We start from the raw sequence: 25,858 nt of genomic DNA on the forward strand, positions 1-25,858 counted from the left end.
CAATCGGGTTAGGTTAGGTTTCGAGGTTTTACCTTCAAATAAAATTCAACCTTTGACCCTGATAATCTAAATTTAGCAGAATATCTCTTTCTTGCAAATCACCTGCCTCATTTTCATGGGTGGTTGTGCCCTGCGGACATGTGGGGTTAGGTTGAATAAATTCCGTCAGGGCAAAGACCCAGTATAGGAGCATGACTAACATCCACCTCATGGATAGGCACAACGAAGGAATTTAGGGCACAGACCCTGTGAGACATGGGAGGTTTGCCACCGTGGAGCAAGTGGATACCAGCGGCCGGAATAAGTCTAAAACACAATATACTTGTTTAGGTCACCCTTGCCCATCCAGGTTTATGCATAAATAAGCATGTTATCCATGTGGCTTGTTCTGTTCAATGTGAAATTCTAAGAAAATCTAAGCAATCAAGAGTAAATGTTAGATTATAGAGGGAGGGTTAATACCTCGAATATTGCTTAAACGAAAGAGAGGGCAAATGAAACTTTACATATGTGGAAATGGATTTGACTTGCATCATGGCTATAAAACCGGATATAGAGATTATCGCAGCTTTTTATTGAAACATCATGAAGATGCATTTATGGCGTTCAATGATTTTCAATATTTATCCACTTCAGACAGATGGAGCGACCTTGAGGAATCATTAACGATTAATTATGAGGAATGTATTGAGGAAGCGGTTAACGAGTATTATCCTGACTTAAATGATGATAGTGATTCAAGGTGGAATGGGATCGATATGGATTTGGACGAGCAAACAAAATTTATATTCGATTTCACAGGGAAATACTTTTTGGAATGGTTAACGCAAATAGATTTCTCGAAACCTGTTAATATCATTTCAATAAACAAAAATGCTTTATTTGTCACTTTCAATTACACTACTACTTTGGAAAATTTATATGGAATTGCTCCTAGCAACATTCTTCATATTCATGGACATGTTGATTTGGTTGATAGTTCAATTGATAGCGGAACAGTAAGAGAGCAAATTTTTTATTCAATTTGGTTCTGTTGATAATGATATTGCGCTTATCGAAAAAGAAATGATTGAAAAGTACGGCGATGATGATTTCTATGCTGTGTCAATAGAACCGGGAGTCAATCATATTATCAATTTTTGTGAGGTTGCATCAAAAAATCTTAATCAGAATTATGTCCAATTAAAGTCTTTCATTGAAAGTACAGAGATTGACGAGGTTATTGTTATGGGACATTCTATAATGGGAGTTGATTTTCCTTATTATTTAGAAGTCATTGTTCCTGCTTTGATTGGCTGTCGGTGGAAATTCTACTGGCATAGCAATATGGATCAGGATGATATAAAAGCGTTTATTAACCAGTTCCCATTAAAGAATTATACTACGGTTAAGTGGTAAGGATCGATACAGAAAATACCGATAAATCATAAAAAGTGAGATTATTAAATGGATGAAACTTTTTATGATAATAGATACGAGGGGTATAGAGATATGTTTTTTCTGAACCAAAAGTAAGCGTCAAAAAGAAGACACCTTCAATATAGAACTAAAACATGAGAAAATAAGCCTGGACATTAAGAAAAGAAAGGATGTTCAGGAATGGATAGCAAACTTTGCAGCATATGGGAACAGCGACTGGCAGAATACGAGAGCAGCGGCAAAAGTATAGTAGCCTGGTGTAAAGAACGAGCAGTTAGAGAAAATCAGTTCTATTACTGGCGCAAGAAACTCCGCACCGGCCAGACAGAAAAAGTACAACCCGTGAAATGGCTGTCCTTAGAATTGCCGCTTTGTAAGCAGGCAATTCCTGCTGGAGACTCCATAAATATTTGTGTAAGACAGGCAATTGTTGAGATTCGCAAAGGATTTGACCACCATCTTTTACGCGAGATTGTGCAGGTTCTGCAGACAATATGATCAATGGATTAGCTGGCAGGCAAGTTTACTTAGCTTGCGGCAGCACAGATTTAAGGAAATCCATTGACGGACTAGCTGTATTGCTCAAAGAAGCCTTCGCGTTAGACCCGTTCAGCCAGAGCTTGTTTGTATTTTGCAATCGCAGAAAAGATAAGCTCAAAATTTTACAATGGGAACATAACGGATTTTGGCTTCACTACCGGCGCCTGGAACGAGGTAAGTTTAAGTGGCCGGCAGATCAGGGTGACGTAGTGAGAGTTGACTACCGGGAATTACGCTGGTTGCTGGACGGGTTATCCTTAAAACAACCGCAAGCACATAAGGCAGCTACTGAACGCACCATAATCTAATAATTTGACTTTATTTCAGTAAATTTAGCTAATTTTGAACAAATACCAGCTGTTTTATGTTATAATTAACTTATGGATACACAGGAAAATTCAGCCCGGATAATTGAACAGCTAAGTGATAAGATCCTGCAGCAGGAATATCAGATCGCTGAACTAAATGCCAAGCTGAGGTGGTATGAGGAGCAATTCCGCTTAAGCCGTCAGCAAAAGTATGGCGCTTCCAGCGAGAGAACCGACCATGAACAGCTCAACCTGTTTAACGAGGTTGAAGATACCGCCAACCCTCAAGTGGAAGAAGCGACCCTGGAAACTGTTACCTATCAACGGCAGAAAAAACAGGCCGGGCAGAGAGCTAAGCAAATTGAAGCACTGCCGGAGGAAGTGATTGAATACCGCCTGGAAGAACATGAAAAAGTATGTCCCTCTTGCCAGGGTGTTCTGCATGAAATGAGCACCCAAACCAGACAGGAATTCAAAATCATTCCGGCTCAGGTAAAGTTAGTCAAACATATCCAACACATCTACGCCTGCCGCCGGTGTGAGCGGGAAAACTTGACCACACCAATCATTAAAGCACAAATGCCCGCGCCGATCCTGCCGGGCAGCCTGGCCTCACCTTCCATGCTGGCTTACATAGCAGACCAGAAGTACACCAACAGCCTGCCGCTGTACCGTCAGGAACAGCAATTCTCCCGGTTGGGGATAGAATTGTCGCGCCAGACGATGGCCAACTGGCTGCTGGCTGCCGCCGATCCGTGGCTTAAACGAATTTACGACCGGATGCATGAACAGTTGGTGCAACGAGATATCCTGCACGCCGATGAGACTACCCTGCAGGTATTGAGGGAACCAGGGCGTTCTGCCGAGTCTAAGTCCTACATGTGGTTATACCGGACCGGAAGAGACGGCCCGCCGATTGTTCTCTACGATTACCAGACCACCAGGGCCAGCAAACATCCGATAAGTTTCCTTGCCGGCTTTAAGGGTTATCTGCAAACCGATGGTTACAATGGCTATGGACAATTAAAAGATGTAATCCTGATTGGTTGCTGGAGCCACGCAAGAAGGAAATTTGCGGAAGCACTTAAAGCCTTGCCGGCTGAGCAGAAAAACAAGCCGGTGGCAACCAGTGTGGGGCTGGATTACTGCAATCAACTGTTTGCCATTGAGCGCCAACTGAAAGATCAAAATATATCTGATCAGGATCGGTATGAAGAAAGGCTGAAATTAAGCATGCCGGTGCTGGATAATTTCTATGTTTGGCTGAAGAAGCAGCGGCAGCAGACCCTGCCTAAAAGTACTTTTGGACAGGCGATTACCTATTGCCTGAATCAATGGGACAACCTGAAAAACTTTCTGTTGGATGGCCGACTGGAGATAGACAATAATCGTGCGGAACGCTCGATCAAGCCCTTCGTGATCGGTCGTAAAAACTTCCTATTCTCAAACACTCCCAGGGGTGCCAGAGGCAGTGCGATTATTTACAGTATTATAGAGACGGCCAAGGAGAACAATCTCAAACCTTTCAACTATCTGACTTATCTGTTTGAGCAGTTGCCTAATGTGGACACGGGTAATGCTGCCGTCATTGATAGTTTGCTGCCCTGGTCGGATGCATTGCTGGCTGATTGCCGCATGCCCCAATATGCCTAATATGGAGAATACCCCAAATCTTGATTAATGTACAGGTGTGCCATACTTGACGCTTACAAAAAGATGTACTTAATGAGGAGGGTTATTGCAGTATGGATATTAACCTAAACTATAGGTATGTGAACAATTTTGATTATAATCTTGTCTCGATGAGCTGAGAGGAAAATAGTCTGGCTGTCTGCAAAATTATTTGGTAAAATTGGACTAAAAAGCTAGCCTACTTTGATGGGAGCGACTATGCAAACTTCTGCCCTGCTATTAATTGCTTCACTCGGGGCCATTTCTGTTTTATTGATGTTGTATGTCTATATCTTTATGTTTGAACGTAGACTTTTTCTTGGCCTCTGGTTTATTGGCTGGGCCATCATTGCGTTTAATTATAGTCTGGATGCTTTTTTCCCTAACTTGTTGAGACAAAACTGCCTGATTTTATTTCTTAGTCTAAGTTCATATTTCTATGCAAACCTTTTAATATCTTGGGGTACTTTAATATTCCTGAAAATCAAAGCTGGAATATCCCTATTTTTAAGGGTAGGGATAATATGGTTATTATTTTTTATCTTTTTTTTAAATCAAAACTGGTCGGATCTGCAGATGATTAAATATACCTATTTAGCGGTATTTGCTCTATCCTCCTGGGTAGGCGCAGCTATGATCAAATCGGCCAAAAGGTACGGAAAACTCGCTCTTTTTTTAGGTTTATTAAATATAGCCTGGGTTGGCAATACCGTTATTTTTTCTTATATTCTAAAAATGCCCCAGATGGCTCCCTATATTGTTTCGCATACAATCTTACTTTTCAATGCAATTGGACTTATTCAGCTTTTTTTAAAAGAGCAAAAGGATGAGATTGGGCGAGGATTGGCTCACATAACTTACCTCACTTTCCACGACGAATTAACCGGATTGTATAATAAGACTTATTTTGATAAGAAAATACAAGAGTTGGCAAAAAATAATGACTGCCTGCCCATCTCCTTGCTCGTTGGCGATATGAACGGGCTAAAATTCGTTAATGATGTTTTTGGTCATCAGGATGGAGATAATTGGCTTAAAAGGATGGCCTTCATTATTCAACAATCTTGTCGTCAAAATGATATTATAGCAAGATGGGGCGGTGATGAGTTCGCTGTTATTCTTCCAAACACCGACAAAGAAACAGCTCTCGATATTGGACATAAGATTAACGCAGCATGTAAAAGCAACCAGGAGACAGATATTCTTTTAAGTATATCCTTGGGTGTAGCAACTAAAACCGATAGTAAAGCAGATTTGTCTAAGGTCTTAAAAGAAGCTGAAGAATTAATGTATGAAATTAAGCTTATCGAAGGCAAGAAAGCCAGGTGGGCTATCGCTGAAATCTTAGGTAAACTGTTGCAGAAAAAAGATTATGAAACCAAAGAACATATTGAAAGATTGGAATCTTTCGCTAAAGAGTTCGCACGAATTCTTAATTTCCCCAAGGAAAATTTTAATAATCTTGTGCAGGCTACAAATTTACATGACATCGGTAAAATCGGTATACCTGAAGATATTGTTCTGAAGAAGTCCCATCTTAATGAATCAGAATGGTTTATTATGAAAAAACATGTCGAAATTGGCTATCGAATTGCTCACGCGTCCGGAGAATTTGCCCATCTCGCCGATATCATTTTATATCACCATGAATGGTGGAACGGCCAAGGCTATCCCCAGGGGCTTAAAGAAGAAGAGATTCCTCTTTTGTCACGGATCATATCCATTTTAGACGCCTTTGATGTCATGACCCACCAGCAGCCTTATAAACCCGCCAAGACTATAAACGAAGCACTGCATGAACTTTGTCTCAAAGCAGGAACTCAGTTTGATCCTACTTTAGTTCCGATATTTATTAAGATGATGACCGATAAAAGCCTTAGCTAAAACAGACGATTATTCCCCTCTGGGGATAAACTGCCGGGGGAATAGAGTTCTTGATGAGTTCGTTTGACGATAATTTTAGAGATAAGTTTATCCGAATCAACGCACTAAGGCATATAGAAAATTGTATTATTGTCGAAACGGTAACGTCGAATTTAAAGGAAGGGATACATTCCTAAATCAGAATAGGAGATTAGTAACATAGCTTCTGAAGTATTAGAAAAAATGACTCTATATTTTAATGGTGATATCAGAAGGGTTAACCATGCCCTAAAAGTGTATGGTTTTGCTAAAGCCATGGATAAGGATACCACTAAACCCACATTTGATGAAGTTACTAAATCAATTTCTTATAAAAAAATTTTGTTCAATGATTAAAGAATTCGGTACAGACAGGTACATAAAGAAATTATTTACAATCAAAATGCTTTATATTATGTTTATTTCAGATCAGCCAAACTGAATAAATAAGAGCTGGCTAACTTATTGAGATATATAAAAGGTTTGGAGGAAAGTTAATTGATTGAAACGTTGAAGTTGGTTTTTCCATTTGTGCTATTCTTTATAATCGGTTACTTATTTAAAGTTAAGTTTAAATATGCGGAAGAAATGGGTCAAATAATAACAAAAATAATTCTATATATTACTCTTCCAGTTACGATTTTCTTATCATTCGTCAGTAATACGGAAAATTTAGGAAATGCAATTTATTTACCATTCATAGGCTTACTTATTCCGCTAATTCTATTTGGCATTACATATATTGTATCAAAGAGACTCAATTTAGATGAAAAAACTGAGTGTGTGTTTATTACATGTCCTCTGATAACAAATGCTATGCTATTTTTAAGTCCATTTATCTATTTGGTTTATGGTGATGTTGGTCTTACACGGCTCAGTTTATACGATGTAGGAAATTCGATTACTATTTATATGATAGCACAAACACTATTCGTCTCGTATGAGTGCAAAAGATTCAATTTATTTAAAGGTTTAAAAACGTTGTTGATGTCATTTCCAATATGGGGGCTTGTTGCTGGCTTAGTTGTAGGTGGAGTAGGAATTGTTATACCAGAGTTTATAATGAAACCGCTTAAGATAATCAGAGAAGTAAACACATTCTTACCGTTATTCGTATTAGGTTTTTACTTTAAGCCCGTGTTAGATAATATAAAAGTTGTTTTTAATGCTGTCTTCATAAAGATGGTTTTAGGACTTTGCTTAGGAATAGGCTTATCGTTTTTGTTCACAGAATCAATAGATAAAATTACTATTATCTTAGCATCTTCGGCACCAGTAGGAGCTGTAAGTTTAGTTTTTGCATCGGTATATGGTAAAGACACTAAATTTGCTTCAAGTTTAGTATCTTATTCTGCAGCAGTTGGAATTATTGTACTTACGATTTTAGAATATTCTTTTAATGTTTTTGGATTAAAATAATTATTTGTACCAATGTGGTAAAGCTGCAATGGCTCTTTTACCTAATAATAATCCCGCTTGTTTTCTGAACCTAAACAAATCAGATTTTATCTATTAGAGAAGGAATTAGACGCCTGGCGAATATTTTTATGGCTCTTTATGGGAAGAACTAAAAGGAACATTATCGAATGTATTAAAAATATTTTTTTCTTTTAGAATGGATGGACACTCAATGCGATCGAGAGTAAATGCTAGATCATAGAGGAGGCAATAATGGAATTTATAGGTAATATCGTAAAATATACTTCTCTCGCCTTAGTGATTTTGAGTTGTATACTTATTATTATTAGATTTCTAAATGAGCTTGAGTTTACTTCGATCATTCCACCAGTTTTAAAAAATATTACACGCAAAATAATTCTTGAAAGGGAGAATTTTATCGATTCAGAGAAAAGTGAAGCTCCTAAAAATATTTTTATAAAATTTCTGTTATTTGTGTTTGCAAGTAGAATATTAATATTTGCGGTTACATATATAATTCAAATGTTGCTGAAAAAACAGTTTATCAACCTTGGCACATACTTGCAAATGTGGTTTATCCAAGATACTCCTCATTATATAAACATAGCACAGAACGGATATCAAAATGTAGGAGAGGAACGATTCTATATTGTTTTTTACCCTTTATATCCATTTTTGATCAAAATTTTTAGTTTTCTTTTTTATGATTATCTAATATCGGGAATATTAGTATCTTGCTTATTTTTAGCTATTGCATGTCTATACGTGTATAAACTTGTTCTTTTAGAATTTGGAAACGAAAAATTAGCTGAGCAAGCTGTATTGTTACTTCTGATTTTCCCTTATTCTTTTTTCTTTGGCATTATATATACCGAAAGCCTATTCCTTGCACTGTCGGCAATGGTATTTTACTATTCCAGGAAAAAGAAATGGGCTCTAGCAGGTATTTTAGGTATACTTGGAGCTTTAACAAAAAATCAGGGCCTATTTCTATTTGTGCCTATTGCTATAGAAATATGTTTAAGTAGCTCAATAATAAATGAATTAAAAAAACATAGATATAAAAGCGCTCTAAAGCATTTATTTACAATTCTACCGTACTCATTATTGCCGTTTATTGGGTTTGCAATATATCTTCTTACAAATAAACTAGTCACTGGGAATTGGTTTAAGTTTTTAGAATATCAAAAAATACGTTGGGATAATAGTATGTGGCTTTTTGCGGATAGTATAAAAAAAGGATTTATGTGTGCATTAAGCTATGATAGGATTTTTTCTATTGGAACATTTATACCTCAAGTAATATTTTTTTTTGTAGCTATTATTTTAATTATTATATCAATAAAAAAAGTTCCATTATCTTATATTGTATTTTCATTAATTGTAATAATATTTTCGTATTCACCTACATGGTTATTAAGTGGACCAAGATACATTTCAAGTTTAGTTCCTATTTATATTTTCCTTTTATTATTTACGCAAAAAAGTAGAATTATTAAACATACTACTAATATTGTATGTGTATTACTTTTATTTTTATATTCTACGACCTTTATCAATGGTGGAACTTATTAGCATATATATGATAAAGCCAAGAAATCATTTTGATTACCTGCTCTTTTTACTGTGGATAATGTGTTATAATTATTGTGTGTTTTTTGTTTGCCCGGGAAATTCGGAAAGGGGTCTGCACTGCTCGCAAATCAAGATGCAAAGTTGTTTGCCAACTTGTATCAATGGTTGGAGCGCAGTATTTCAGGATATTATGAAAATGGATAATATCTGGGACAAATTTGCTTCAGTACAACAGCTATATCGGGAATTAAATGCTATCATAGAATCTTCTTTTGACGGTTTGATGATTACTGACTCCAAAGGGAGAATTATTAGGATAAACCAGGCGCTAGCCCGTATATGCGGATTAGATGCCTCTCATATTGAAGGTAAATATGCTAACAACTTATTTAAGAATGGTATTATCCTGTGTGAATCCATTGCAGTCAAAGCATTGAAGGAAAAACGCACAGTAACCAGTATGCAGAAACTCAATAATAATGACAAAGAAGTTATGGTTACCGGCAATCCGATTTTTGATGAGCAGGGAAATGTTACTAGAGTAGTTACTAACATCCGTGATATTACGGAACTCAATAGGCTAAAAGAAGAAGTCACGGAACTCAATAGGTTAAAGGAAGAAGTCAAGGTGTCAAAATTGCTGGCCACACGCTATCAGGCGGAAGTTACCAATTTTATGGCCGAATGCTTACGAAAAGATAAGATAATCGCGGAAAGTCCAGGGATGGTTAAGACGCTTAATCTTGTGGTGAAAGCGGCCAGGACAGATGCCACCGTCTTGATATTAGGCGAATCCGGCGTGGGAAAAGAAGTTATTGCCAGGGTAATTCACAATGCCAGCCAACGGTTGTGTACAGGGGGTTTTATCAAGATAAATTGCGGTGCCATCCCGGAAAACTTATTGGAGTCAGAACTATTTGGCTATGAACCGGGAGCATTTACCGGCGCCAATCCAAAAGGAAAACCGGGTATGTTTGAAATCGCAAACCATGGCACCCTGCTATTGGACGAGATCGGCGATTTGCCCTTGAATTTGCAGGTAAAACTGTTGCGCATTTTACAGGAGCAGGAGGTTTACCGTATTGGGGCTACCAGGTCAAATAAGTTCGATGTGCGGATTATCGCTTCTACTAATCGGAATATTGAGGAACAGGTTCAGGAGGGGAGTTTTCGAGAAGATCTTTTTTACCGGTTGAATGTTTTGTCCATAGAAGTTCCGCCTTTAAGAAAACGCAAAGAAGATATTCTGCCGCTGGCGAAGCAGTTTATTTCCCTATACAACGAAAAGTACGGTGTGGAAAGACGGATTGCTCCGCAAGCAATACCCATCTTAGAAGAGTATAATTGGCCGGGTAATGTCCGGGAGTTGCAAAACGTGCTGGAGAGACTGCTGGTCATGTCCGATGAAGAAGTAATACCGGCGGCGCAAGTTCAAAACGAGTTAACAAAGATTAGAGCCAAATATAAATCTCCGGTTAGTGTCAATGAGCTAATACCGCTTAAAGACGCGAAAGAGATTCTGGAAAAACAATTGATTTCTATGGCATTCGACTGCTGCCCCTCTACCCGTAAAGTTGCTGAGGTATTGGGAATCGACCACTCGAATATTATTCGCAAAACAGCCAAATACGGCATTAAGCGATAGTTATGTGAATAAATTGGCAGGTGGAAATAAATAATGGTGCGTGTTTACACCGAACGGTGTGATTTCGCACCATTATTTATTACAATTACCAGTAACTATGCTTAGCCATAATATTTTTTTATATTCATCTTTCAAGGAAAATAGCAACTGTTTACTGAAAAGTATAACAATTCTAAGTATTGGCACTAAATTTGCAGTATAATACTTATCAAGGGAGAAAATGATCTGCGATTTAAGGGGGTCGTCTTAAATGTTGCCTGACAGTGATTACAAAAAATTAACCGCGCCGGAATCCGTTGCTTTGGTTGGAGTTACCAGACGCACCGGGATAGGAAGCATCAACCCTCTGGAAGTATTGCTCAAATGGGGCTACCGGGGAAGGATTTACCCGGTCAACCGGCAGGGAGGAATAATATTAGGATGCCAAGCTTACACTTCCCTGCTGGATGTGCCGGAAATACCCGACCTGGCGGTCATTTGCGCGCCTCGTGACGCAGTGCCGGAGCTTTTCGGCGAGTGCGCCGCTAAAGGGATTAAAATTGTCATTATCACAGCCCAGGGTTTTTTCGACGGAGATGAGCAGGGCAGGCTGATGCAGGAGGAGCTTCTTGACATAGCTGCTAAAAACAGCATCAGGGTGCTCGGGCCGAACACCCTTGGTATTGTCAACAATTTTAATAATTTTTGCACTTCATTTGTTAATTTTATCAATCCCGTTAAACCGATAGGAATTACCTGCCAAACGGGCACTTTTTATTTAGGCGCTTCACAGCTGTGCACCGGCATAGGAATCATAGTTGATACCGGAAACACAACGGATATTGACGTCTCCGATGTATTGGGCCACCTCGCCAGGGAGCCCCATCTCAAAGTAATCAACATACACATGGAGAGCTTGAGAAACGGAACTAAGTTCATGGAGGCAGCTAAAGACGCCGTGCCGCTAATGCCGGTGATTATTTATAAAACCGGAACCAGCGCCGCCGGTTCAATCGCCGCGAGTTCACATACAGGCTCGCTTGCCGGTGAAGACAAGGTTTTTGACACTGCTTTTAAACAGTGCGGCTTGCTCCGTGTGGTGGACATCGAAGAAATGGGCGACCTTAACAAGGTATTCTGCACGTTTAGCGGCATCAAGGGAAACAGGATTGGAATTGTTTCGATATCCGGCGGCGCCGGAGTGATGGCTGCGGATGCCTGTGCCCGTTACGGCTTGGAAATAGCCACGCTGAGCAGATCCACCTTTGAGCAGTTGAATGAATTGTTTCCGGCATGGGCACATTGCAGCAACCCTATGGATATGTGGCCGGCCAGCATGTTTAACGGCTACCAGTATTCCTACCGCCGCATCCTGGAAGCCTTCATGCAAGACCCGCAGGTGGATTCGGTCATCTGCATGACCGGCTCATTTTTGGACAAAGAAGAGGACTTTTTAGACGTAACCGGTGTAATCAGGGAGATCGCCGGTAAATATCCGGATAAGCCGATAGTTGTTTCCACATGCGGGAATCGCTATCGGGATTATGAATTGGAATTAGAAAAAGACAACAACGTTTTGTATTATTTTTCTCTTGAGCGCGCCGCCAGAGCGCTCTCCGCGCTGTATAAATATCACCATCTAATCAAGAAAAATGTACGTTATACGGCACCCGTGCCGGTTAACCCCGGGCAGAATCCCGCCGGGGAGATTCTTGCCGGCAAAAGCGGAAACCTGGAGCAAACGGAAGCTTTCAGACTCCTGGAATCTTACAGTATCCCCGTGGCCCGCTGGGAAACTGCCAAAAACATGGAGGAAGCCGTTACGCTTGCCAAAAAAATAGGATATCCGGTGGCCATGAAAGTAATTAGCCCGGATATCAATCATAAGTCAGATGTCGGGGGTGTGCGGCTTAATATCGGGAATACTCAACAACTTGAAGATGCTTTTACGGAAATGCACAGGGAGATACAGCGCAGGCAAGCCGGCGCAAGAATTGAAGGAGTGCTTATTCAGGAGTACCTGCCCAAGGGAACCGAACTGTTAGTCGGATGCAAGAGAGATCCGCAATTTGGCCCGGTGCTGGCCTTTGGCATGGGAGGCGTCTTTACCGAGATACTGAATGATATTTCGTTGAGAATACCTCCTTTGAGCAGGGAAGAATTCATGAATATGATTAATGAAACAAAAGTGAGTAAAATACTGGCCGGTGCCAGGGGCACCATTGCGGTAAACTTTAATGAGTTAACTGATTGCCTGGCAGGTTTTGCGCAGTTGGTGATGGAGAACCCATCAATATCGGAGATGGATATAAATCCTTTACTGGCTTATGCTGACAGGATCGTGGCCCTGGACGCCAGGATCGCATTGGGACAATAAGCCGGCGGCAGTGCTGGCGCGGGGCATCGGAAGATTTGATATGGGAAGGAGATGCTATTAATGCTGAATTTATTTTCTCCCGCGAAGAAGAACACAACCGTAGCAGATGATACCCTGGCGAGGCTGGATTTCACCTCCGCCATAGCTAATTATTCGCTTGTTTTTAACGAGTTCATGGCGCTGTGCCTGGCCATAAAAGTAAAGGAAATTATGGGGAGCGCCACCGATTTGGCGGCGTTGTGCCAGGAGACATCGGCTGCCGCCGAAGAAACCTCGGCGACCACCCAGCAAATCAGCGCCGGCATGCAGCAGGTTAAAGCCGGCGAGTTGGATAATTACAACAGGCTGAGAGCCTTGAATGATTTGGCGAAAAATGCCGGCTCAGTGCTGAACAACATGGTCGGCAACGCGACAGAGCTTGTGGAGCAAATAAAAAGCATTGACAACATCAGTGAGAGCGTATCAGAAATAGCTGATAAAACAAATCTCTTGTCGTTGAACGCGGCAATCGAAGCGGCGCGCGCCGGTGAATACGGCAGGGGCTTTTCCGTAGTGGCAGAAGAAGTGCGGAAACTGGCCGATCAAACAAAAATAGCAGTGAAGGAAGTTAAAAACATATCGGTGCAGATGGATGAAAAAGCCATGGACACCGGAAACGCAGTGTCAAACGTGAAGCGTATTTTTGAACAGTACATCAGTGATACCGCAACAGTCGCCGAAATAATGAGCGCAAATGTGAAACAGGTAGAACAATCCGCAGACGCGGTGGAGAATATTGCCAGGACCTCCCAGCAGCAGGCCGTGACCACGGAAGGGTTAGTCGGGGTATCCAGTGATTTGGCGTCGGCAGCCAATTTTGCCGACGTATTCGCGGGCATAACCAGCCGGATGAATCAAGTTATTCTTCCATATTTAAAAAAACCCAAAGAAGATCACATCTTGAGCATCCTCGCCGCCAGGCTCACGGACCACACAAATTTTATCAAGAGTCTGATGGAAAAATACGGGAAAGAATCAACAGCGCCAAGCCACCTGGAGTGCGCTTTCGGCCGGTGGTATGAAAAAGAATACGAGCGGTACAAGCATATTAAAGAATATGCGGCCATTCGGGAATTGCACAAAAAGTTTCACGAGGCAGCCAATGTGTTTTTACAGGAGAACAGCTTGATCAAAGCAAAAGGTGTGCTCGATACCTCGCGGCGGCTGCTGGACGCTTTACTGAAATTATCCGCAGTGATTTGTTGAATTTCTAAAACTCTTTTTAATATTGAGCTAACAGTCTATCCGCGGGCGGCAGGAAATCGGGTTCTAAACGGCGAATAGAAAGGCGGTGTTTGGATTTAGACAAAACCTTGGAGGCGACATTGTATGGACATCTTATCTGCAATAGGAAATACACCGCTGGTCGAATTAAAAAATATCAGCGTAAACCCTAAGGTGAAGATTTACGGGAAGCTGGAAGGAAACAATCCGGGCGGATCTGTCAAGGACCGTCCAGCCTATTACATGATAAAAAAAGCAGAAGAATCCGGTGAGCTGACAAAAGGCAAAATTATTCTTGAGCCTACTTCGGGGAACACGGGTATTGCTGTGGCGATGATTAGCGCGGCCAAGGGATACCGGGTCAAGCTCGTAATGCCGGGTTGCGTCAGTGTGGAAAGAAGCAAGACCCTGGAGGCATTCGGAGCGGAAGTTGTCCTGACCCCGGCGGAAGAAGGAACGGACGGAGCTATACGGCTAGCCCACCAAATCGTCAGCGCTGAGCCGGATATGTACTACATGCCTAACCAATTCGTCAACGAGAATAATGCTCTTGCCCATTATGAGACTACGGGCCCGGAAATCTACACGCAGACCGACGGGAAAGTGGATGTGTTTGTGGCGGGTATGGGTACCACGGGGACGCTGATGGGAACTGGCCGCTATTTGAAGGAGAAAAAGCCGGGCGTACGGATCATCGGTGCCGAACCGGTTAAGGGACACACCATCCAGGGGCTGAAAAACATGGAGGAAGCCATCGTACCGCAGATTTATCATCCTGAGCTGCTGGACGAGAAGATCACCATTAAGGATGAAGAGGCTTTTGAGATAGCCAGAATGCTGGCCACGCGAGAAGGCATTTTCGCAGGTATGTCCAGCGGCGCGTCCGTGGCATGCGCCCTTAAGGTGGCTGAACGTATGGAGTCCGGTGTCATCGTGGCCATCCTGTCGGACCGCGGCGACAGGTACTTGAGCACCTCTCTTTTTATGTCCATTTGCGCTAAGTGCTCCCCCTAAATTCTGCGAACAATTATAATTACGGTATTGCCATCTTTTAACCCATGCCCAAAAGAGTATTTTATCCTGGCCGGGTTTTAGCACAAATATATTGCCGGTTAAGTGAAAAGCCTACCCGCTAATATAAGGGAGGTTTTTCTGTTTTAATACGGATGTTCCTGTTTGAACAAACTAAAAAAATGATTTAATGATTGGGGATGTGGACATGGTTGATAAACGTATAAGAATCCTGGCACAAAACCTTGTTAATTATTCCTGTGATTTGCAGGTTGATGAAAAAATCCTCATCGAGGCGGTAGGGCTTGAAATGCCGCTGGTGCAGGAGTTGGTGCGGGAAGTGTACCGTGCCGGCGGAGTGCCTTTTGTTACTATAAAAGATTCCTCGGTGGAAAGGTCCCTGCTGTTGGGGGCGACCGAAGAACAAATGAAAAGCAGGGCGCGGTACGAGGCCGACCGGATGAGTGAGATGGATGCTTATATCGGCATCCGTTCCGGGTCCAACTTTGCGGAGATGTCCGACGTCCCACCGGAAAAAATGTACTTGTACAACAAACACTTCTGGCATGAAGTGCATGGGAATATCCGGGTGCCGAGGACCAAGTGGGTGGTCCTGCGCTACCCTTCGCCCTCCATGGCCCAGTTGGCCGATATGAGCACGGAGGCCTTTGAGAATTTTTACTTCCAGGTCTGCAACCTGGACTATTCTAAAATGGACGCGGCCATGGACCCCCTAATAGAACTGATGGAAAACAGCGACCAAGTGCGGATTATGGGAAAGGGGACCGAACTGACATTTTCCATTAAATCATTGCCGGCCGTAAAGTGCGCCGGCAGGCGAAACATACCCGACGGGGAAGTCTACACCGCTCCGGTCAAAGACTCTGTGAACGGTGTTATCACCTACAATACACCGGCCCAGTATCAAGGATTCACCTATGAGAATATCCGGCTTGAGTTCGAGGACGGGAAGATAGTAAACGTTTCGGCAAACAACACGGAGCGGATCAACAAGGTGTTCGACACCGACGAGGGAGCTCGCTACATAGGCGAATTCGCTCTGGGAGTCAACCCCTACATAACGAAACCCATGAAAGACACCCTGTTTGACGAAAAAATCGCCGGTTCCATCCATTTTACCCCGGGTAGCGCCTACGAGCGGTGTTTCAACGGGAACAAGTCGGCCATCCACTGGGACCTGGTTTATATCCAGACACCGGAATACGGAGGAGGGGAAATATATTTTGACGACGTTCTCGTCAGAAAAGACGGGGTCTTCGTACTGCCGGAACTAGAGGGGTTGAACCCCGACAGTTTAAAGTTGATCAATCTTTTTTCGGAAAAAATAACTTAAGAAGGAAATACCTTGTGTAACTACCCACATCCTTACATCATATTATATCACATGTATTAGTAATAATTAACATTTATTTGAAGACGGTGATATAATGGATGTTCAGAATTGCCAGGATATTCTGGAGAATCTCTATGACGGTTTATATATTGTAGACAGGAAGAGAAAAATTACCTTTTGGAACAAAGGAGCGGAGAAGATTACCGGTTTTAAAAGTGCGGAGGTTGTTGGTTCATATTGCTGGCAAAATTTGCTCACACATGTTGACAGCAAGGGTACCTTACTTTGCAAGGGAATGTGCCCCTTGGCAAAAACCATCGAAGATGGAGTAATGCGTGAGGCTGAGGTATTTCTTCGGCACAAAGGAGGTTATCGGGTTCCTGTTTTTATCCGTATATCCCCCCTCCGGGACTTGAACGGGAAGATCACTGGCGCTATCGAGATTTTTAATGACAATTCCCCCAAAATAGATCTAGTCCAACAGATAGAGCAACTGCGTGAGCTCTCTTTGTTGGACCAATTAACCGGGCTGGCCAACCGGCGTTATGCGGAAATTCATTTACAGGGTAAAATTAAAGAAATGTCCGATTGTGGCTGTTCATTTTTCGGGGTGATATTTCTAGATATAGATCATTTTAAAAAGGTTAATGACGAACATGGGCACGATGTGGGCGATGAAGTTTTGAAAATGGTGTCAATGACCTTAAAAAGAGGAGTTAATGGAAAGGGTCTGGTTTGCCGTTGGGGTGGAGAGGAATTTATTGTGGTGATACCGGCCGGTGATATTTATATGCTTCAGTCTATTGCCGGGAGTCTGCGCGCTCTTGTTGAACAATCACGCTATTCAAATGGGCGGCATGTAGTATCGGTTACTGTATCCGCAGGGGCCACGATGGCCGTTCCCGGTGATACGGTGGATAGTATGGTGAAGAGAGCAGATGCACTGATGTTCCGGAGCAAAAAAATGGGTAGAAATAGGGTATCAGTTTAAACTGCTCTCAGCAGTAGCTAAGATATAACTTGATCACTAAGGTTGCCGCCCGCGAACTGGCTGTTATAAAGGTCGGCGTAGAAGCCTTTCTTGGCAAGGAGATCGTTGTGATTACCCTGTTCTACGATGGCTCCTTTGTTCATTACGAGGATAAGGTCTGCGTCACGGATTGTTGAAAGTCTGTGAGCGATTACAAAGCTGGTTCTTCCCTTCATTAATCTTGCCATCGCTTTTTGGATAAGCACTTCGGTTCTCGTGTCGATGTTGCTGGTGGCTTCGTCGAGAATGAGGATCGCCGGGTCGGCGAGAATAGCCCGGGCTATGGTCAAAAGTTGCTTCTGGCCTTGCGAAATATTTGAAGCTTCTTCGTTTAGCACAGTATCATAACCATCGGGGAGAGTTTTGATGAAGTGATGGGCATTGGCGACCTTTGCCGCGCGGATGACCTCTTCCCCGGTGGCACCTTTACGTCCATAAGCAATATTGTCCCTGATGGTGCCATTGAATAGCCATGTATCCTGCAGCACCATCCCGAACATCGTACGCAAATCTCCGCGTTTCATGTCCCTGATATCCACGCCGTCGATGGTGATCCGCCCGCCTTGGACCTCATAAAAGCGCATAATCAGATTCACCAGAGTTGTCTTACCCGCTCCGGTCGGCCCGACGATGGCGATAGTATTGCCGTGCTTAATATTTATGCTGAGATCTTCCATAAGCGGAGCATCTTCCTTATAGCCGAACCTTACATGTTCAAATATGATATTGCCTTGCGGGAGCCTAATGACTTTCGCGTCCTCCTGATCAGGGATTTGTTCAACCTCATCCATAATCTCAAATACTCGTTCCGCTGAAGCAACTGTAGACTGCAATATGTTGGCTATATTGGCCACCTGGATGATCGGCTGGGTAAATTGCCTGGTATACTGGATGAACGCCTGGATATCACCGATCTCAATTTTCTTGTGCGCGACCAATAAGCCGCCAGCAACGCATATGGCAACATAACCAACATTATTTACAAAGTTCAAGGCCGGGAAGATAACGCCGGACATGAACTGCGCCTTCCATCCGACGCCGTACAGTCTTGCGTTAATCTCTTTGAACTTCATTATTGAGTCTTCTTCATTTCCGAATGCTTTAACGATCTTATGTCCAGCGTACATTTCCTCAATATGACCGTTGAGTTCACCAAGGCATTTCTGCTGGTCCGCGAAAAACTTCTGAGATTTCTTGGTGATTATAGCTGTTATGAACATACTGGCCGGAAGGGTAAACAGTGCTATAAGAGTCACCACGGGGCTGATTGTCAGCATCATGATCAAAATACCGATAACAGTCACCAAAGAAGTGATCAACTGGGTCAAACTTTGCTGAAGTGTCGTCGCAATGTTGTCCAGGTCATTCGTCACCCGGCTCAGGATCTCGCCATGGGTGCGCCGGTCGAAATATTTGAGCGGAAGATGGTCAAGCTTGTTTTTCACGTCGTTGCGCATTTGATAAACAGTTTTTTGTGACACGCTCGACATGATAAAGGCCATCACGTAGCTGCACAGGGCGCTGATTAAATATAGCGCGAGCAGCAATAGCAGAATTTTTCCTATATATTCGAAGTCAAAGGTCGGTATGGGCTGCTTTTTAAGTTTGCTGATCACCTCAACCGGCATATTGCTTTGAATAGCTGTATAAAGCTGGGTATAATATTCGTACTTGGCGAGCATCCCGTCAGCAAGTTTGGTCGTAGCCTTCCCCATGATTTTGGGTCCCACAATTGCGAAAAGTGTACTTACAATAGCCAGAATAAGCACCGCAATGAAACGGTACTTTTCCGGCCGCAGATAATTTATTAATCTTTTTAACGTTCCTCGGAAATCTTTTGCTTTTTCCACCGGGGCCCCCATCATCGGGCCGCGGCCCATATGGCCTGGACGCGCCGGACCGGTTCTTGGTGAATCTTTTCCGTTCATGATGTTACGCAATCTCCTCTCTTGACAATTGGGAGGATACAATCTCACGGTATACTGTACATGTACTCATTAGTTCCTTATGTTTGCCGATGCCTTCAATCCGCCCTTCATCCAATACGATGATCCTGTCGGCGTCCATGACTGTTCCAGCCCTCTGGGCAACAAGAATAACGGTGGAAACAGTGGTTTCTTTTTTAAGCGCCGCCCGTAGTTGGGCGTCAGTCTTGAAGTCGAGGGCTGAAAAGCTATCGTCCAAGATATATATCCCGGGCTTCCTGACTAAAGCGCGGGCGATGGAAAGCCTTTGTTTCTGCCCGCCGGATAGATTGGTTCCACCCTGAGAGATAAGTGAATTATAGCCGTCTTGCATCTTAGAAATGAACTCGCTTGCCTGGGCGATCTCCGCCGCGCGGGCAACCTCCTCGTCGGTGGCGTCAGCCTTGCCGTAACGGATGTTTTCAGAAACGGTGCCGCTAAAGAGGATTGGCGTCTGGGGCACGAACCCGATTTTCGCCCGGAGATCTTTCTGGGGCATTTGCCGGACATCCACTCCGTCAACCAGGACACGGCCGCTGCCAACATCATAGAATCGCGGTATCAGATTAATCAGAGTGGATTTACCCGAGCCGGTACCGCCAATTATGGCTGTCACCTCGCCGGGATAAGCGGTGAAGGATATATTTCTGACGGCGGGCATTTCAGCGCCGGGATAGCTGAAAGTAACATCCTGGAATTCCACTCGGCCGCCCTGGCCGTCGGATTTTTCACTGTGTAAAGGGTCAAATATTCGCGGTTCCATATCCAGTACTTCATTTATCCGCAAGGCCGACGCTTGGGCTCTCGGAACCATGACAAACATAATTGTCACCATGATGATGGAAAACATGACCTGCATCGCGTACTGAAGAAACGCCATCATGTCTCCGATTTGCATTTCATTTTGACTGATGCGGTGGCCACCAAACCAGATAATTGCTATCGAGGTAAAATTCATCATGATGATCATGAGCGGCTGTATCGCCGCCATTATTTTATTTACCTTGATCGAGGTTTCGGTCAGGTCGCGGTTCGCTTTCTCGAACCGTTCACTTTCGCTCTTGAGTCTGTTGAAGGCGCGAATGACCCTGATGCCGGTCAAATTTTCACGGAGTACCAGATTAACTTTATCCAGCTTGACCTGCATTGATTTGAACAAGGGAACGATTACACTGGCGATGCATGCAATCAAGAGCAACATGACGGGGAGAACTACGGCCAGGATTAAAGTAAGCTGCTTATCCTTGGAAAACGCCATGATGATACCCCCGACGCACATGATCGGGGCATAGACCATAAATCGCAAACCCATTACCACCAGGGTGTGTGCCTGAATAACGTCGTTGGTTGTTCTGGTGATCAGGGAAGCAGTGCCAACTTTATCGAATTCTTGCAGGGAATAGCTCTCCACGCGTGAAAAAACCTTGTCGCGGATGTCTCTGCCGAAGCCCACCCCGATAATTGAAGACAAATAGCTGCTCATAATGGAGCAGAGGCTGCTGGCAAGCGCTACGAGGAGCATGTAGCTCCCGAATTTCCAGATATAATCTGTATTGCCCTTCATCATGCCGTTATTGACGACATCCGACATCAGCGTAGGCAGAGATAGTTCCGCCAGGGACTGGACGAAAAGGAACGCTATCACCCAAAACAAATTCCACATATATGGCTTAAGAAATCGGGATAGTCTAAGCATGGTTTATTCAATCTCCGCTTGAATTTAATTGGCCAGTTGATTAATTGGCTTTTACCGGCATATTGTCAAAAAACTTCATCCTTGCAAACTGCGCCAGGCCCGATCCTTGAAATAGTCCTTCCAAATCTATTTCATTCCATAGACCACCTTAAAGGATTGCGTTTTTAATACACCGGCCTGACAATAATTTAGTAAATGCTTTTCAGAATCTCATAGGTCCTCTTCAGCGTTTGCTCTAGTTCATTCAGTTCCATTTCAGGAAGTGTTTCAAGTTTTTCAATAAGATCTTTTTTTATTTCCGCTAGTATTTCATCGAACATGTTTCTGCCGGTTTCTGTTGCTTCTATGCGGACGATCCGCCGGTCTTTTTCATCTGTTTTTCTGATTAACAAACCGTTGTCAATGAGCTTGTAGACGAGAGGAGTAAGCTGTTGTTTTGATATCTGCATCTTACCGGCCAATTCCGACATCGAAAGAGATCCGCTCCGCCGCAGCACAGATATCGCAAAAAATTGAACGTGGCTTATCCGGGAGCGTGTAATTAATTCTGCCGGCCTGATGAATTTGTCACGCACACAGGCCATAAGTGCCAGTAAGTCGTCGGCCACTTGTTCCAATTTACTATAACACCTCCGGCATATGTAAATTTGGTTAAACAATAAAAACATTATACAGCAATCGGGCGTCGTTGGTAAATATATATTAACTATTAACTAAAATAATTATTAATCACTAACAGCATTTGGTTTGCAATTGCTTATCCGTACGTAACCTCGCAGTGGACTAGTGGCAAAAGAGTTAATAGGGGCATTCGCAAGAGATGAATTGTATTTTACCATACATATGTGTTAATATATGAAATATATTAACAGCCGTTAATGGGGAAAGATACGAACTTTAGTTGTTTATGGCGGCTTTACATTGAGGGGGAAAGAGTATGTTTACTCAATCGCCAAAGACGGATGCAAATAATAAGCATGATATTTCAAAGAAAAAAGATGGAAATAAAACTTCACATGACGTTATTGCAAACCACGGTTCATTGACACCGGCAAAAATTATCCAGCTCCAGCGTGCGATTGGTAATCATGCTGTTATGCAATTTTTGGAGCAAAAAATCCGGCAAAAGCATATCCTTCAACCTATCCAGCGGGTTGAATCCAATGATGATGACTTGCCGGAGGAAGAACAGCAAGAGGCGGTTCAAATGGCGAAAAGACAGCGCCAGGCTAATAATACGGGGATGCCCGATAATCTTAAAACAGGTATCGAAACACTTTCCGGTTTCGATCTCTCGGATATTCGTGTGCACCGTAATTCGGATAAACCATCGCAGGTAGGCGCCCTCGCGTACACGCAGGGGACGGATATTTACGTTGCTTCCGGACAGGAGAAGCATTTGCCGCACGAAGCATGGCACGCAGTACAGCAGAAGCAGGGGCGTGTTCAGCCGACAACGCAGGCGTTAGGATTGCCTGTCAACGATGAACCGGCGCTGGAAAAGGAAGCGGATGAAATGGGAGAGAAGGCACTTCAAGCAAAACAAGGGAGTAATCTTAGGGATTCAAACTATCAGAGCACAAATTATTTAATACAATCAAAATGGCAAGTAATAGAACTAAATACGGTAAGTAAAACTCCAATTCAAGCTGTCTGGACATTAAACAAAGAGAAAGCCGTATTTGTAGAAATGACAAAATCGGAACAGGATAAATTTGACCAGTTTCAAAATGCGATAAATAATGATGGGTTGCACCCGCGGGAAGCAGCTGAACAGATTGGTGATGCAGAATATGAAAATTTAGGCGGCAGCAGGTTTTCAATTCGGTTATCAAGGGGAGCGCGGGCATATTTTGACGTAGATGATGATAATGAAGTAGTAACCATAGTCCGCGTGGGGGATCATAAATTATCCTAGCCGTGCGGCGGCAACCATGATGATATTATAAAATTATTTTATGCCTTCTTTCTGTAATACATTTTTTTAGCAAGATAGACAATGACCCTGGTAATCAAATAAATGCCGAATATCGCTCCAAAACCCCATAGACCTGAAGTAATATCGGAAAATTCCATATTGCCTCTACCAGTTATTTTCTGCTCAATTTCTAACCCAAAAACAAATACCATTAGAACAGTTGATGTAAAAATAAGGGAAATGACGGATATTGACCATTTCGCTAGGCGTTTAAAAGTAACGTCTGCAACAAAAAAAATTATTATGCCGATGATCCCAATTACCCAGAAATGAAGTTCTTGGTCTGTTGGCTTAAATCCCAGGTATTTAGAAATGTAAACTATAGAATCATGAACATTATTTAATATACTTGCTATAACCTTCAGAACCTGCTCCATATGATATCACCCCACTTTTTTCATAGCTTTAATTCCCACATAGCCAATATTACCATATATGGGCAATATTGGCTATGTGGTTGTATGAGTTTTTTTTTGCATCCAACGCAAGGTGTATTAAAATACAGGAAATCGCCGCCTCCGGACAGCAAACAAAGAGAAGCTGTAATGCATCTGCGGTGGAGCAATTAGAAAGGGGGGCGGTAGCAAAACAAAGAAAAACGCAAAAAGCCGCCAAAAAGCAGGTTTAATAAATCCATATAAAGATTCTTGAGCTTGACAAGGGAGAATTGACAGTTTAAATTATAATTGATTTGTAATATATACCCTGGAAGGGCATTATTATTGTGCCAAAAGCAGTTGGTGTGTTGTTTTATGACGGTATGTTCTGTCAATAAAAACCCGTTTTTACCGAAATTTGACGGTGGAAAGGGGGTGAGTAATTGGATAAGTGGGAAGATAAGTGGGAGTTTTATAGAGATAGCCAGGGATTATGGCAATGGGCACGTAAAATGTTAGACGGAAGAACTGTTGCTTCATCTACTCGAGGATTTAATAATAAGGAAGACTGTATCGAAAATGCTAGAGGACGTGGGTATAGTGATTAAGGAAAAGAGCCTTCGGGCTCTTTCTTTGTGTGCCTGACAGTTTGGCATACTTATGGGGTTAAAGACCCCAAGTGCGCCGGGCCAACCGGAAGCACAAGCTGTCAGGCAGGGCGTCACCGAGAGGTGAGGTTCGGAAGGTTGTAGGCCATAACGTAAGTGGTTAATATATAGTAATAAAGGATGTTAAGTCGGGAGAGAACGCCTAATATTTATGTCGTCGGGATAACTATTAAAGTTGCCGGGCAGATCCTGGAAGGAAAAGAGATCGATGGCCGTACTTGGGCATCTGTCCGAGCTCTGACAGAAGCATTGGGCAAAACAGTGGCCTGGGATGGGGCAACCAGAACCGTAACAATTAGTTAGGCGGTTGCATAGATGCGCTGAAAAAGTAGCATACTAATCAAGGGACTTTCGCAAAACCGGCTTAGTCCTCAATGTAAACCCTGCTCAATGGTGAGCGGGGCTTTTGCTTCATTTTTGCTATAAAACAGAGTATTAAAGTGGTTGGAAACCAAAAATTCCAACCACTTTATAGTATACGGAAAATAAATTTAACCCTCTTCGCTCAAGTCTTCTTCTTTATATGTGGGTTTTATCTGTTCTTCCGGCTCGGGCAGGAGATGCCGGGGTAGAAAAGCAAATCCGGCGATAACCGTTGGAACAACTGCGCTGGCAATAACTGATGCCACCAAAAAAGAGTATTGAGCCTGCGTTACAATTCCATGGGAGTAGCCGAATAACGCTGAGATTGTTCCAAATGTTAATCCGGTGGACATCATCAGAGTGTAGTACCATCGCTCATTGCGTTCACGCCGAAACAACCCAATAAATGGATATAAGCCGAAAATCTTCGACATCACTTTGCTTGCCAGCAAAACCAGGAAGGCCAATGGTGCCGTAATCAAAGCGGATAAAGAAACAAGTGTACCCGCGCGAATGAAATAAAAAGGGGTGAGAAATCCCACGGTTAAAGTCCTTAATCTTCGCAGCCAGAAGGTGTCTTTATTGGAGAATTCGGCCAGAATCATACCAATGAGGTATGCGGGAAGCACCGCCTCACTTCCCGACCAAACAGCCAAAGCACCTAATCCAAAAAGGACGAGTATGACCCACTTCGCCCTTATAGCGGCAGTCCTGTATGCATAAACACGGGTCAACCACCGGGTGAGAAAAGGCAACAGGAACAAGACCACAGCAGTTACAATAACAAAAACAACAGTCCTATAGGTAAACGGGGAAAATATAAGGCCAAGGGCAATGACTGTTCCAAGATCATTTATAAAGCAAGCTCCTAGAATTCCTTTGCCGAATTCGGTTTCGTTGAAGCCGGTTTCCAGCATAACTGCGTAGACAACCGCCATTGAGGTCGTGGAAAGTGCCACACCGCCTAACAAGCTAGCCTGCAATGTCCAACTAAGAGCATAATAAGCTATCGCGGTGCAACCCAGAAACGGTGCGAAAAAGCCGATTAGCCCAATAACCGTTACTTCTTTCAACTTTTTTTGAAGTACGTCTTTTTCAAGTTCAGCACCAGCCAGGAAAGTCAGCAAAACAGCTCCGGATGAAGCCAGAAAAGTCAACCATTCCTGATTAGAACCTAAAGCTTCTGTCTTACTGCATATTACGCTGAGAAAAAACACCTAAACCGCCGAAGTTGAACACTTAGACCGTTTTAATTGAACAGTCTCTCCGCAGAAACTGTACATTGATAGCCAAATAACCACATGGTATACTCATAATGC

22 protein-coding genes are annotated in these 25,858 nt (G+C 42.9%); 17 read left to right on the forward strand and 5 right to left on the reverse strand.

The genetic code is table 11. The features are described 5' to 3' along the window. Window positions 1-494 precede the first annotated feature (494 nt). The 14 genes from L9W92_RS19030 (at window position 495) to L9W92_RS16315 (ending at window position 17,454) form a co-directional block, all read left to right on the forward strand. On the forward strand, window positions 495-1,037 hold the full coding sequence (locus tag L9W92_RS19030) for a bacteriophage abortive infection AbiH family protein (RefSeq protein ID WP_282442396.1): 543 nt from the start codon (window positions 495-497) through the stop codon (window positions 1,035-1,037). A 28-nt stretch (window positions 1,038-1,065) separates the two neighbouring features. Next, complete coding sequence (locus L9W92_RS19035; protein ID WP_282442397.1) at window positions 1,066-1,398, forward strand: AbiH family protein; 333 nt, start codon at window positions 1,066-1,068, stop codon at window positions 1,396-1,398. A gap of 201 nt (window positions 1,399-1,599) precedes the next feature. Beyond that, window positions 1,600-1,917, forward strand: a complete 318-nt coding sequence (tnpA, locus tag L9W92_RS16260) for an IS66 family insertion sequence element accessory protein TnpA (protein ID WP_240084792.1) — start codon at window positions 1,600-1,602, stop codon at window positions 1,915-1,917. Then, entirely contained in the window at window positions 1,914-2,267 is a 354-nt protein-coding gene (gene tnpB, locus L9W92_RS16265; RefSeq protein ID WP_240084793.1) for an IS66 family insertion sequence element accessory protein TnpB, read from the forward strand. Before tnpA ends, tnpB begins: the two co-directional genes overlap by 4 nt. A 72-nt stretch (window positions 2,268-2,339) precedes the next feature. Continuing rightward, complete coding sequence (gene tnpC / locus L9W92_RS16270) at window positions 2,340-3,920, forward strand: IS66 family transposase (protein ID WP_240084794.1); 1,581 nt, start codon at window positions 2,340-2,342, stop codon at window positions 3,918-3,920. Window positions 3,921-4,145: 225 nt separating this feature from the next. Next, the gene (locus tag L9W92_RS16275; protein ID WP_240084795.1) at window positions 4,146-5,822 is read left to right on the forward strand and encodes a bifunctional diguanylate cyclase/phosphohydrolase; all 1,677 of its coding nucleotides are present in this window, start codon (window positions 4,146-4,148) and stop codon (window positions 5,820-5,822) included. A 516-nt stretch (window positions 5,823-6,338) separates the two neighbouring features. Next, window positions 6,339-7,259, forward strand: coding sequence for an AEC family transporter (locus tag L9W92_RS16280; protein WP_240084796.1), 921 nt, complete (start codon window positions 6,339-6,341; stop codon window positions 7,257-7,259). 252 nt (window positions 7,260-7,511) lie between these two features. Next, entirely contained in the window at window positions 7,512-8,834 is a 1,323-nt protein-coding gene (locus L9W92_RS16285; protein ID WP_240084797.1) for a glycosyltransferase family 39 protein, read from the forward strand. A 196-nt stretch (window positions 8,835-9,030) separates the two neighbouring features. After that, a complete protein-coding gene (locus L9W92_RS16290; protein WP_240084798.1) occupies window positions 9,031-10,479 on the forward strand; it encodes a sigma-54 interaction domain-containing protein in 1,449 nt (482 codons plus the stop codon). Between the two features lie 250 nt (window positions 10,480-10,729). Further along, the gene (locus tag L9W92_RS16295) at window positions 10,730-12,835 is read left to right on the forward strand and encodes an acetate--CoA ligase family protein (protein ID WP_240084799.1); all 2,106 of its coding nucleotides are present in this window, start codon (window positions 10,730-10,732) and stop codon (window positions 12,833-12,835) included. 60 nt (window positions 12,836-12,895) lie between these two features. Then, entirely contained in the window at window positions 12,896-14,080 is a 1,185-nt protein-coding gene (locus L9W92_RS16300) for a methyl-accepting chemotaxis protein (protein ID WP_240084800.1), read from the forward strand. Between the two features lie 123 nt (window positions 14,081-14,203). Next, window positions 14,204-15,112: a PLP-dependent cysteine synthase family protein gene (locus L9W92_RS16305; RefSeq protein ID WP_240084801.1), complete on the forward strand. Its 909-nt coding sequence runs from the start codon at window positions 14,204-14,206 to the stop codon at window positions 15,110-15,112. Between the two features lie 205 nt (window positions 15,113-15,317). Then, complete coding sequence (locus L9W92_RS16310; protein WP_240084802.1) at window positions 15,318-16,463, forward strand: aminopeptidase; 1,146 nt, start codon at window positions 15,318-15,320, stop codon at window positions 16,461-16,463. A gap of 94 nt (window positions 16,464-16,557) precedes the next feature. Then, window positions 16,558-17,454 carry a sensor domain-containing diguanylate cyclase gene (locus L9W92_RS16315; protein WP_240084803.1) on the forward strand — a complete coding sequence of 299 codons (897 nt, stop codon included), beginning with the start codon at window positions 16,558-16,560 and terminating at the stop codon, window positions 17,452-17,454. A gap of 17 nt (window positions 17,455-17,471) precedes the next feature. Here L9W92_RS16315 and L9W92_RS16320 read toward each other — a convergent pair whose 3' ends face one another. The 3 genes from L9W92_RS16320 to L9W92_RS16330 form a co-directional block, all read right to left on the reverse strand. Then, the gene (locus tag L9W92_RS16320; RefSeq protein WP_376741825.1) at window positions 17,472-19,421 is read right to left on the reverse strand and encodes an ABC transporter ATP-binding protein; all 1,950 of its coding nucleotides are present in this window, start codon (window positions 19,419-19,421) and stop codon (window positions 17,472-17,474) included. A 4-nt stretch (window positions 19,422-19,425) separates the two neighbouring features. Next, window positions 19,426-21,153 (reverse strand): ABC transporter ATP-binding protein, encoded by a 1,728-nt coding sequence (locus L9W92_RS16325; protein ID WP_240084804.1) that lies wholly within the window; start codon window positions 21,151-21,153, stop codon window positions 19,426-19,428. A gap of 188 nt (window positions 21,154-21,341) precedes the next feature. Then, window positions 21,342-21,761, reverse strand: coding sequence for a MarR family winged helix-turn-helix transcriptional regulator (locus L9W92_RS16330; RefSeq protein WP_240084811.1), 420 nt, complete (start codon window positions 21,759-21,761; stop codon window positions 21,342-21,344). Between the two features lie 329 nt (window positions 21,762-22,090). Here L9W92_RS16330 and L9W92_RS16335 point away from each other — a divergent pair, with 329 nt between their 5' ends. Then, window positions 22,091-23,071 (forward strand): eCIS core domain-containing protein, encoded by a 981-nt coding sequence (locus L9W92_RS16335; protein WP_240084805.1) that lies wholly within the window; start codon window positions 22,091-22,093, stop codon window positions 23,069-23,071. A gap of 38 nt (window positions 23,072-23,109) precedes the next feature. On the opposite strand, the gene L9W92_RS16340 is transcribed toward L9W92_RS16335, so the two are convergent. Beyond that, window positions 23,110-23,508 carry a hypothetical protein gene (locus L9W92_RS16340; protein ID WP_240084806.1) on the reverse strand — a complete coding sequence of 133 codons (399 nt, stop codon included), beginning with the start codon at window positions 23,506-23,508 and terminating at the stop codon, window positions 23,110-23,112. Between the two features lie 443 nt (window positions 23,509-23,951). On the opposite strand from L9W92_RS16340, the gene L9W92_RS16345 reads away from it, so the two are divergent. Further along, window positions 23,952-24,116 (forward strand): YegP family protein, encoded by a 165-nt coding sequence (locus L9W92_RS16345; protein WP_240084807.1) that lies wholly within the window; start codon window positions 23,952-23,954, stop codon window positions 24,114-24,116. A 180-nt stretch (window positions 24,117-24,296) separates the two neighbouring features. Then, a complete protein-coding gene (locus tag L9W92_RS16350; protein ID WP_240084808.1) occupies window positions 24,297-24,479 on the forward strand; it encodes a stalk domain-containing protein in 183 nt (60 codons plus the stop codon). Between the two features lie 188 nt (window positions 24,480-24,667). Here the strand turns inward: L9W92_RS16350 and L9W92_RS16355 are convergent, their stop codons facing one another. After that, on the reverse strand, window positions 24,668-25,756 hold the full coding sequence (locus tag L9W92_RS16355; RefSeq protein WP_240084809.1) for a cation:proton antiporter: 1,089 nt from the start codon (window positions 25,754-25,756) through the stop codon (window positions 24,668-24,670). Between the last annotated feature and the right edge of the window lie 102 nt (window positions 25,757-25,858).

The sequence above is a fragment of the Pelotomaculum terephthalicicum JT genome (genome assembly GCF_022410535.1).
GTDB lineage: Bacteria > Bacillota > Desulfotomaculia > Desulfotomaculales > Pelotomaculaceae > Pelotomaculum_D > Pelotomaculum_D terephthalicicum.

Bases quoted from the DNA above. Each gene is read 5' to 3' on its own strand.
- L9W92_RS16315 (WP_240084803.1), top strand. From the start codon at position 16,558: ATGGATGTTCAGAATTGCCAGGATATTCTGGAGAATCTCTATGACGGT.
- L9W92_RS16275 (WP_240084795.1), top strand. From the start codon at position 4,146: ATGGGAGCGACTATGCAAACTTCTGCCCTGCTATTAATTGCTTCACTC.
- L9W92_RS16290 (WP_240084798.1), top strand. From the start codon at position 9,031: ATGGATAATATCTGGGACAAATTTGCTTCAGTACAACAGCTATATCGG.
- L9W92_RS16335 (WP_240084805.1), top strand. From the start codon at position 22,091: ATGTTTACTCAATCGCCAAAGACGGATGCAAATAATAAGCATGATATT.
- L9W92_RS16310 (WP_240084802.1), top strand. From the start codon at position 15,318: ATGGTTGATAAACGTATAAGAATCCTGGCACAAAACCTTGTTAATTAT.
- L9W92_RS16350 (WP_240084808.1), top strand. From the start codon at position 24,297: ATGTTAAGTCGGGAGAGAACGCCTAATATTTATGTCGTCGGGATAACT.
- L9W92_RS16285 (WP_240084797.1), top strand. From the start codon at position 7,512: ATGGAATTTATAGGTAATATCGTAAAATATACTTCTCTCGCCTTAGTG.
- L9W92_RS16340 (WP_240084806.1), bottom strand. From the start codon at position 23,508: ATGGAGCAGGTTCTGAAGGTTATAGCAAGTATATTAAATAATGTTCAT.
- L9W92_RS16325 (WP_240084804.1), bottom strand. From the start codon at position 21,153: ATGCTTAGACTATCCCGATTTCTTAAGCCATATATGTGGAATTTGTTT.
- L9W92_RS16320 (WP_376741825.1), bottom strand. From the start codon at position 19,421: ATGAACGGAAAAGATTCACCAAGAACCGGTCCGGCGCGTCCAGGCCAT.
- L9W92_RS19035 (WP_282442397.1), top strand. From the start codon at position 1,066: ATGATTGAAAAGTACGGCGATGATGATTTCTATGCTGTGTCAATAGAA.
- tnpC (WP_240084794.1), top strand. From the start codon at position 2,340: ATGGATACACAGGAAAATTCAGCCCGGATAATTGAACAGCTAAGTGAT.
- L9W92_RS16305 (WP_240084801.1), top strand. From the start codon at position 14,204: ATGGACATCTTATCTGCAATAGGAAATACACCGCTGGTCGAATTAAAA.
- tnpB (WP_240084793.1), top strand. From the start codon at position 1,914: ATGATCAATGGATTAGCTGGCAGGCAAGTTTACTTAGCTTGCGGCAGC.
- L9W92_RS19030 (WP_282442396.1), top strand. From the start codon at position 495: ATGAAACTTTACATATGTGGAAATGGATTTGACTTGCATCATGGCTAT.
- L9W92_RS16295 (WP_240084799.1), top strand. From the start codon at position 10,730: ATGTTGCCTGACAGTGATTACAAAAAATTAACCGCGCCGGAATCCGTT.
- tnpA (WP_240084792.1), top strand. From the start codon at position 1,600: ATGGATAGCAAACTTTGCAGCATATGGGAACAGCGACTGGCAGAATAC.
- L9W92_RS16300 (WP_240084800.1), top strand. From the start codon at position 12,896: ATGCTGAATTTATTTTCTCCCGCGAAGAAGAACACAACCGTAGCAGAT.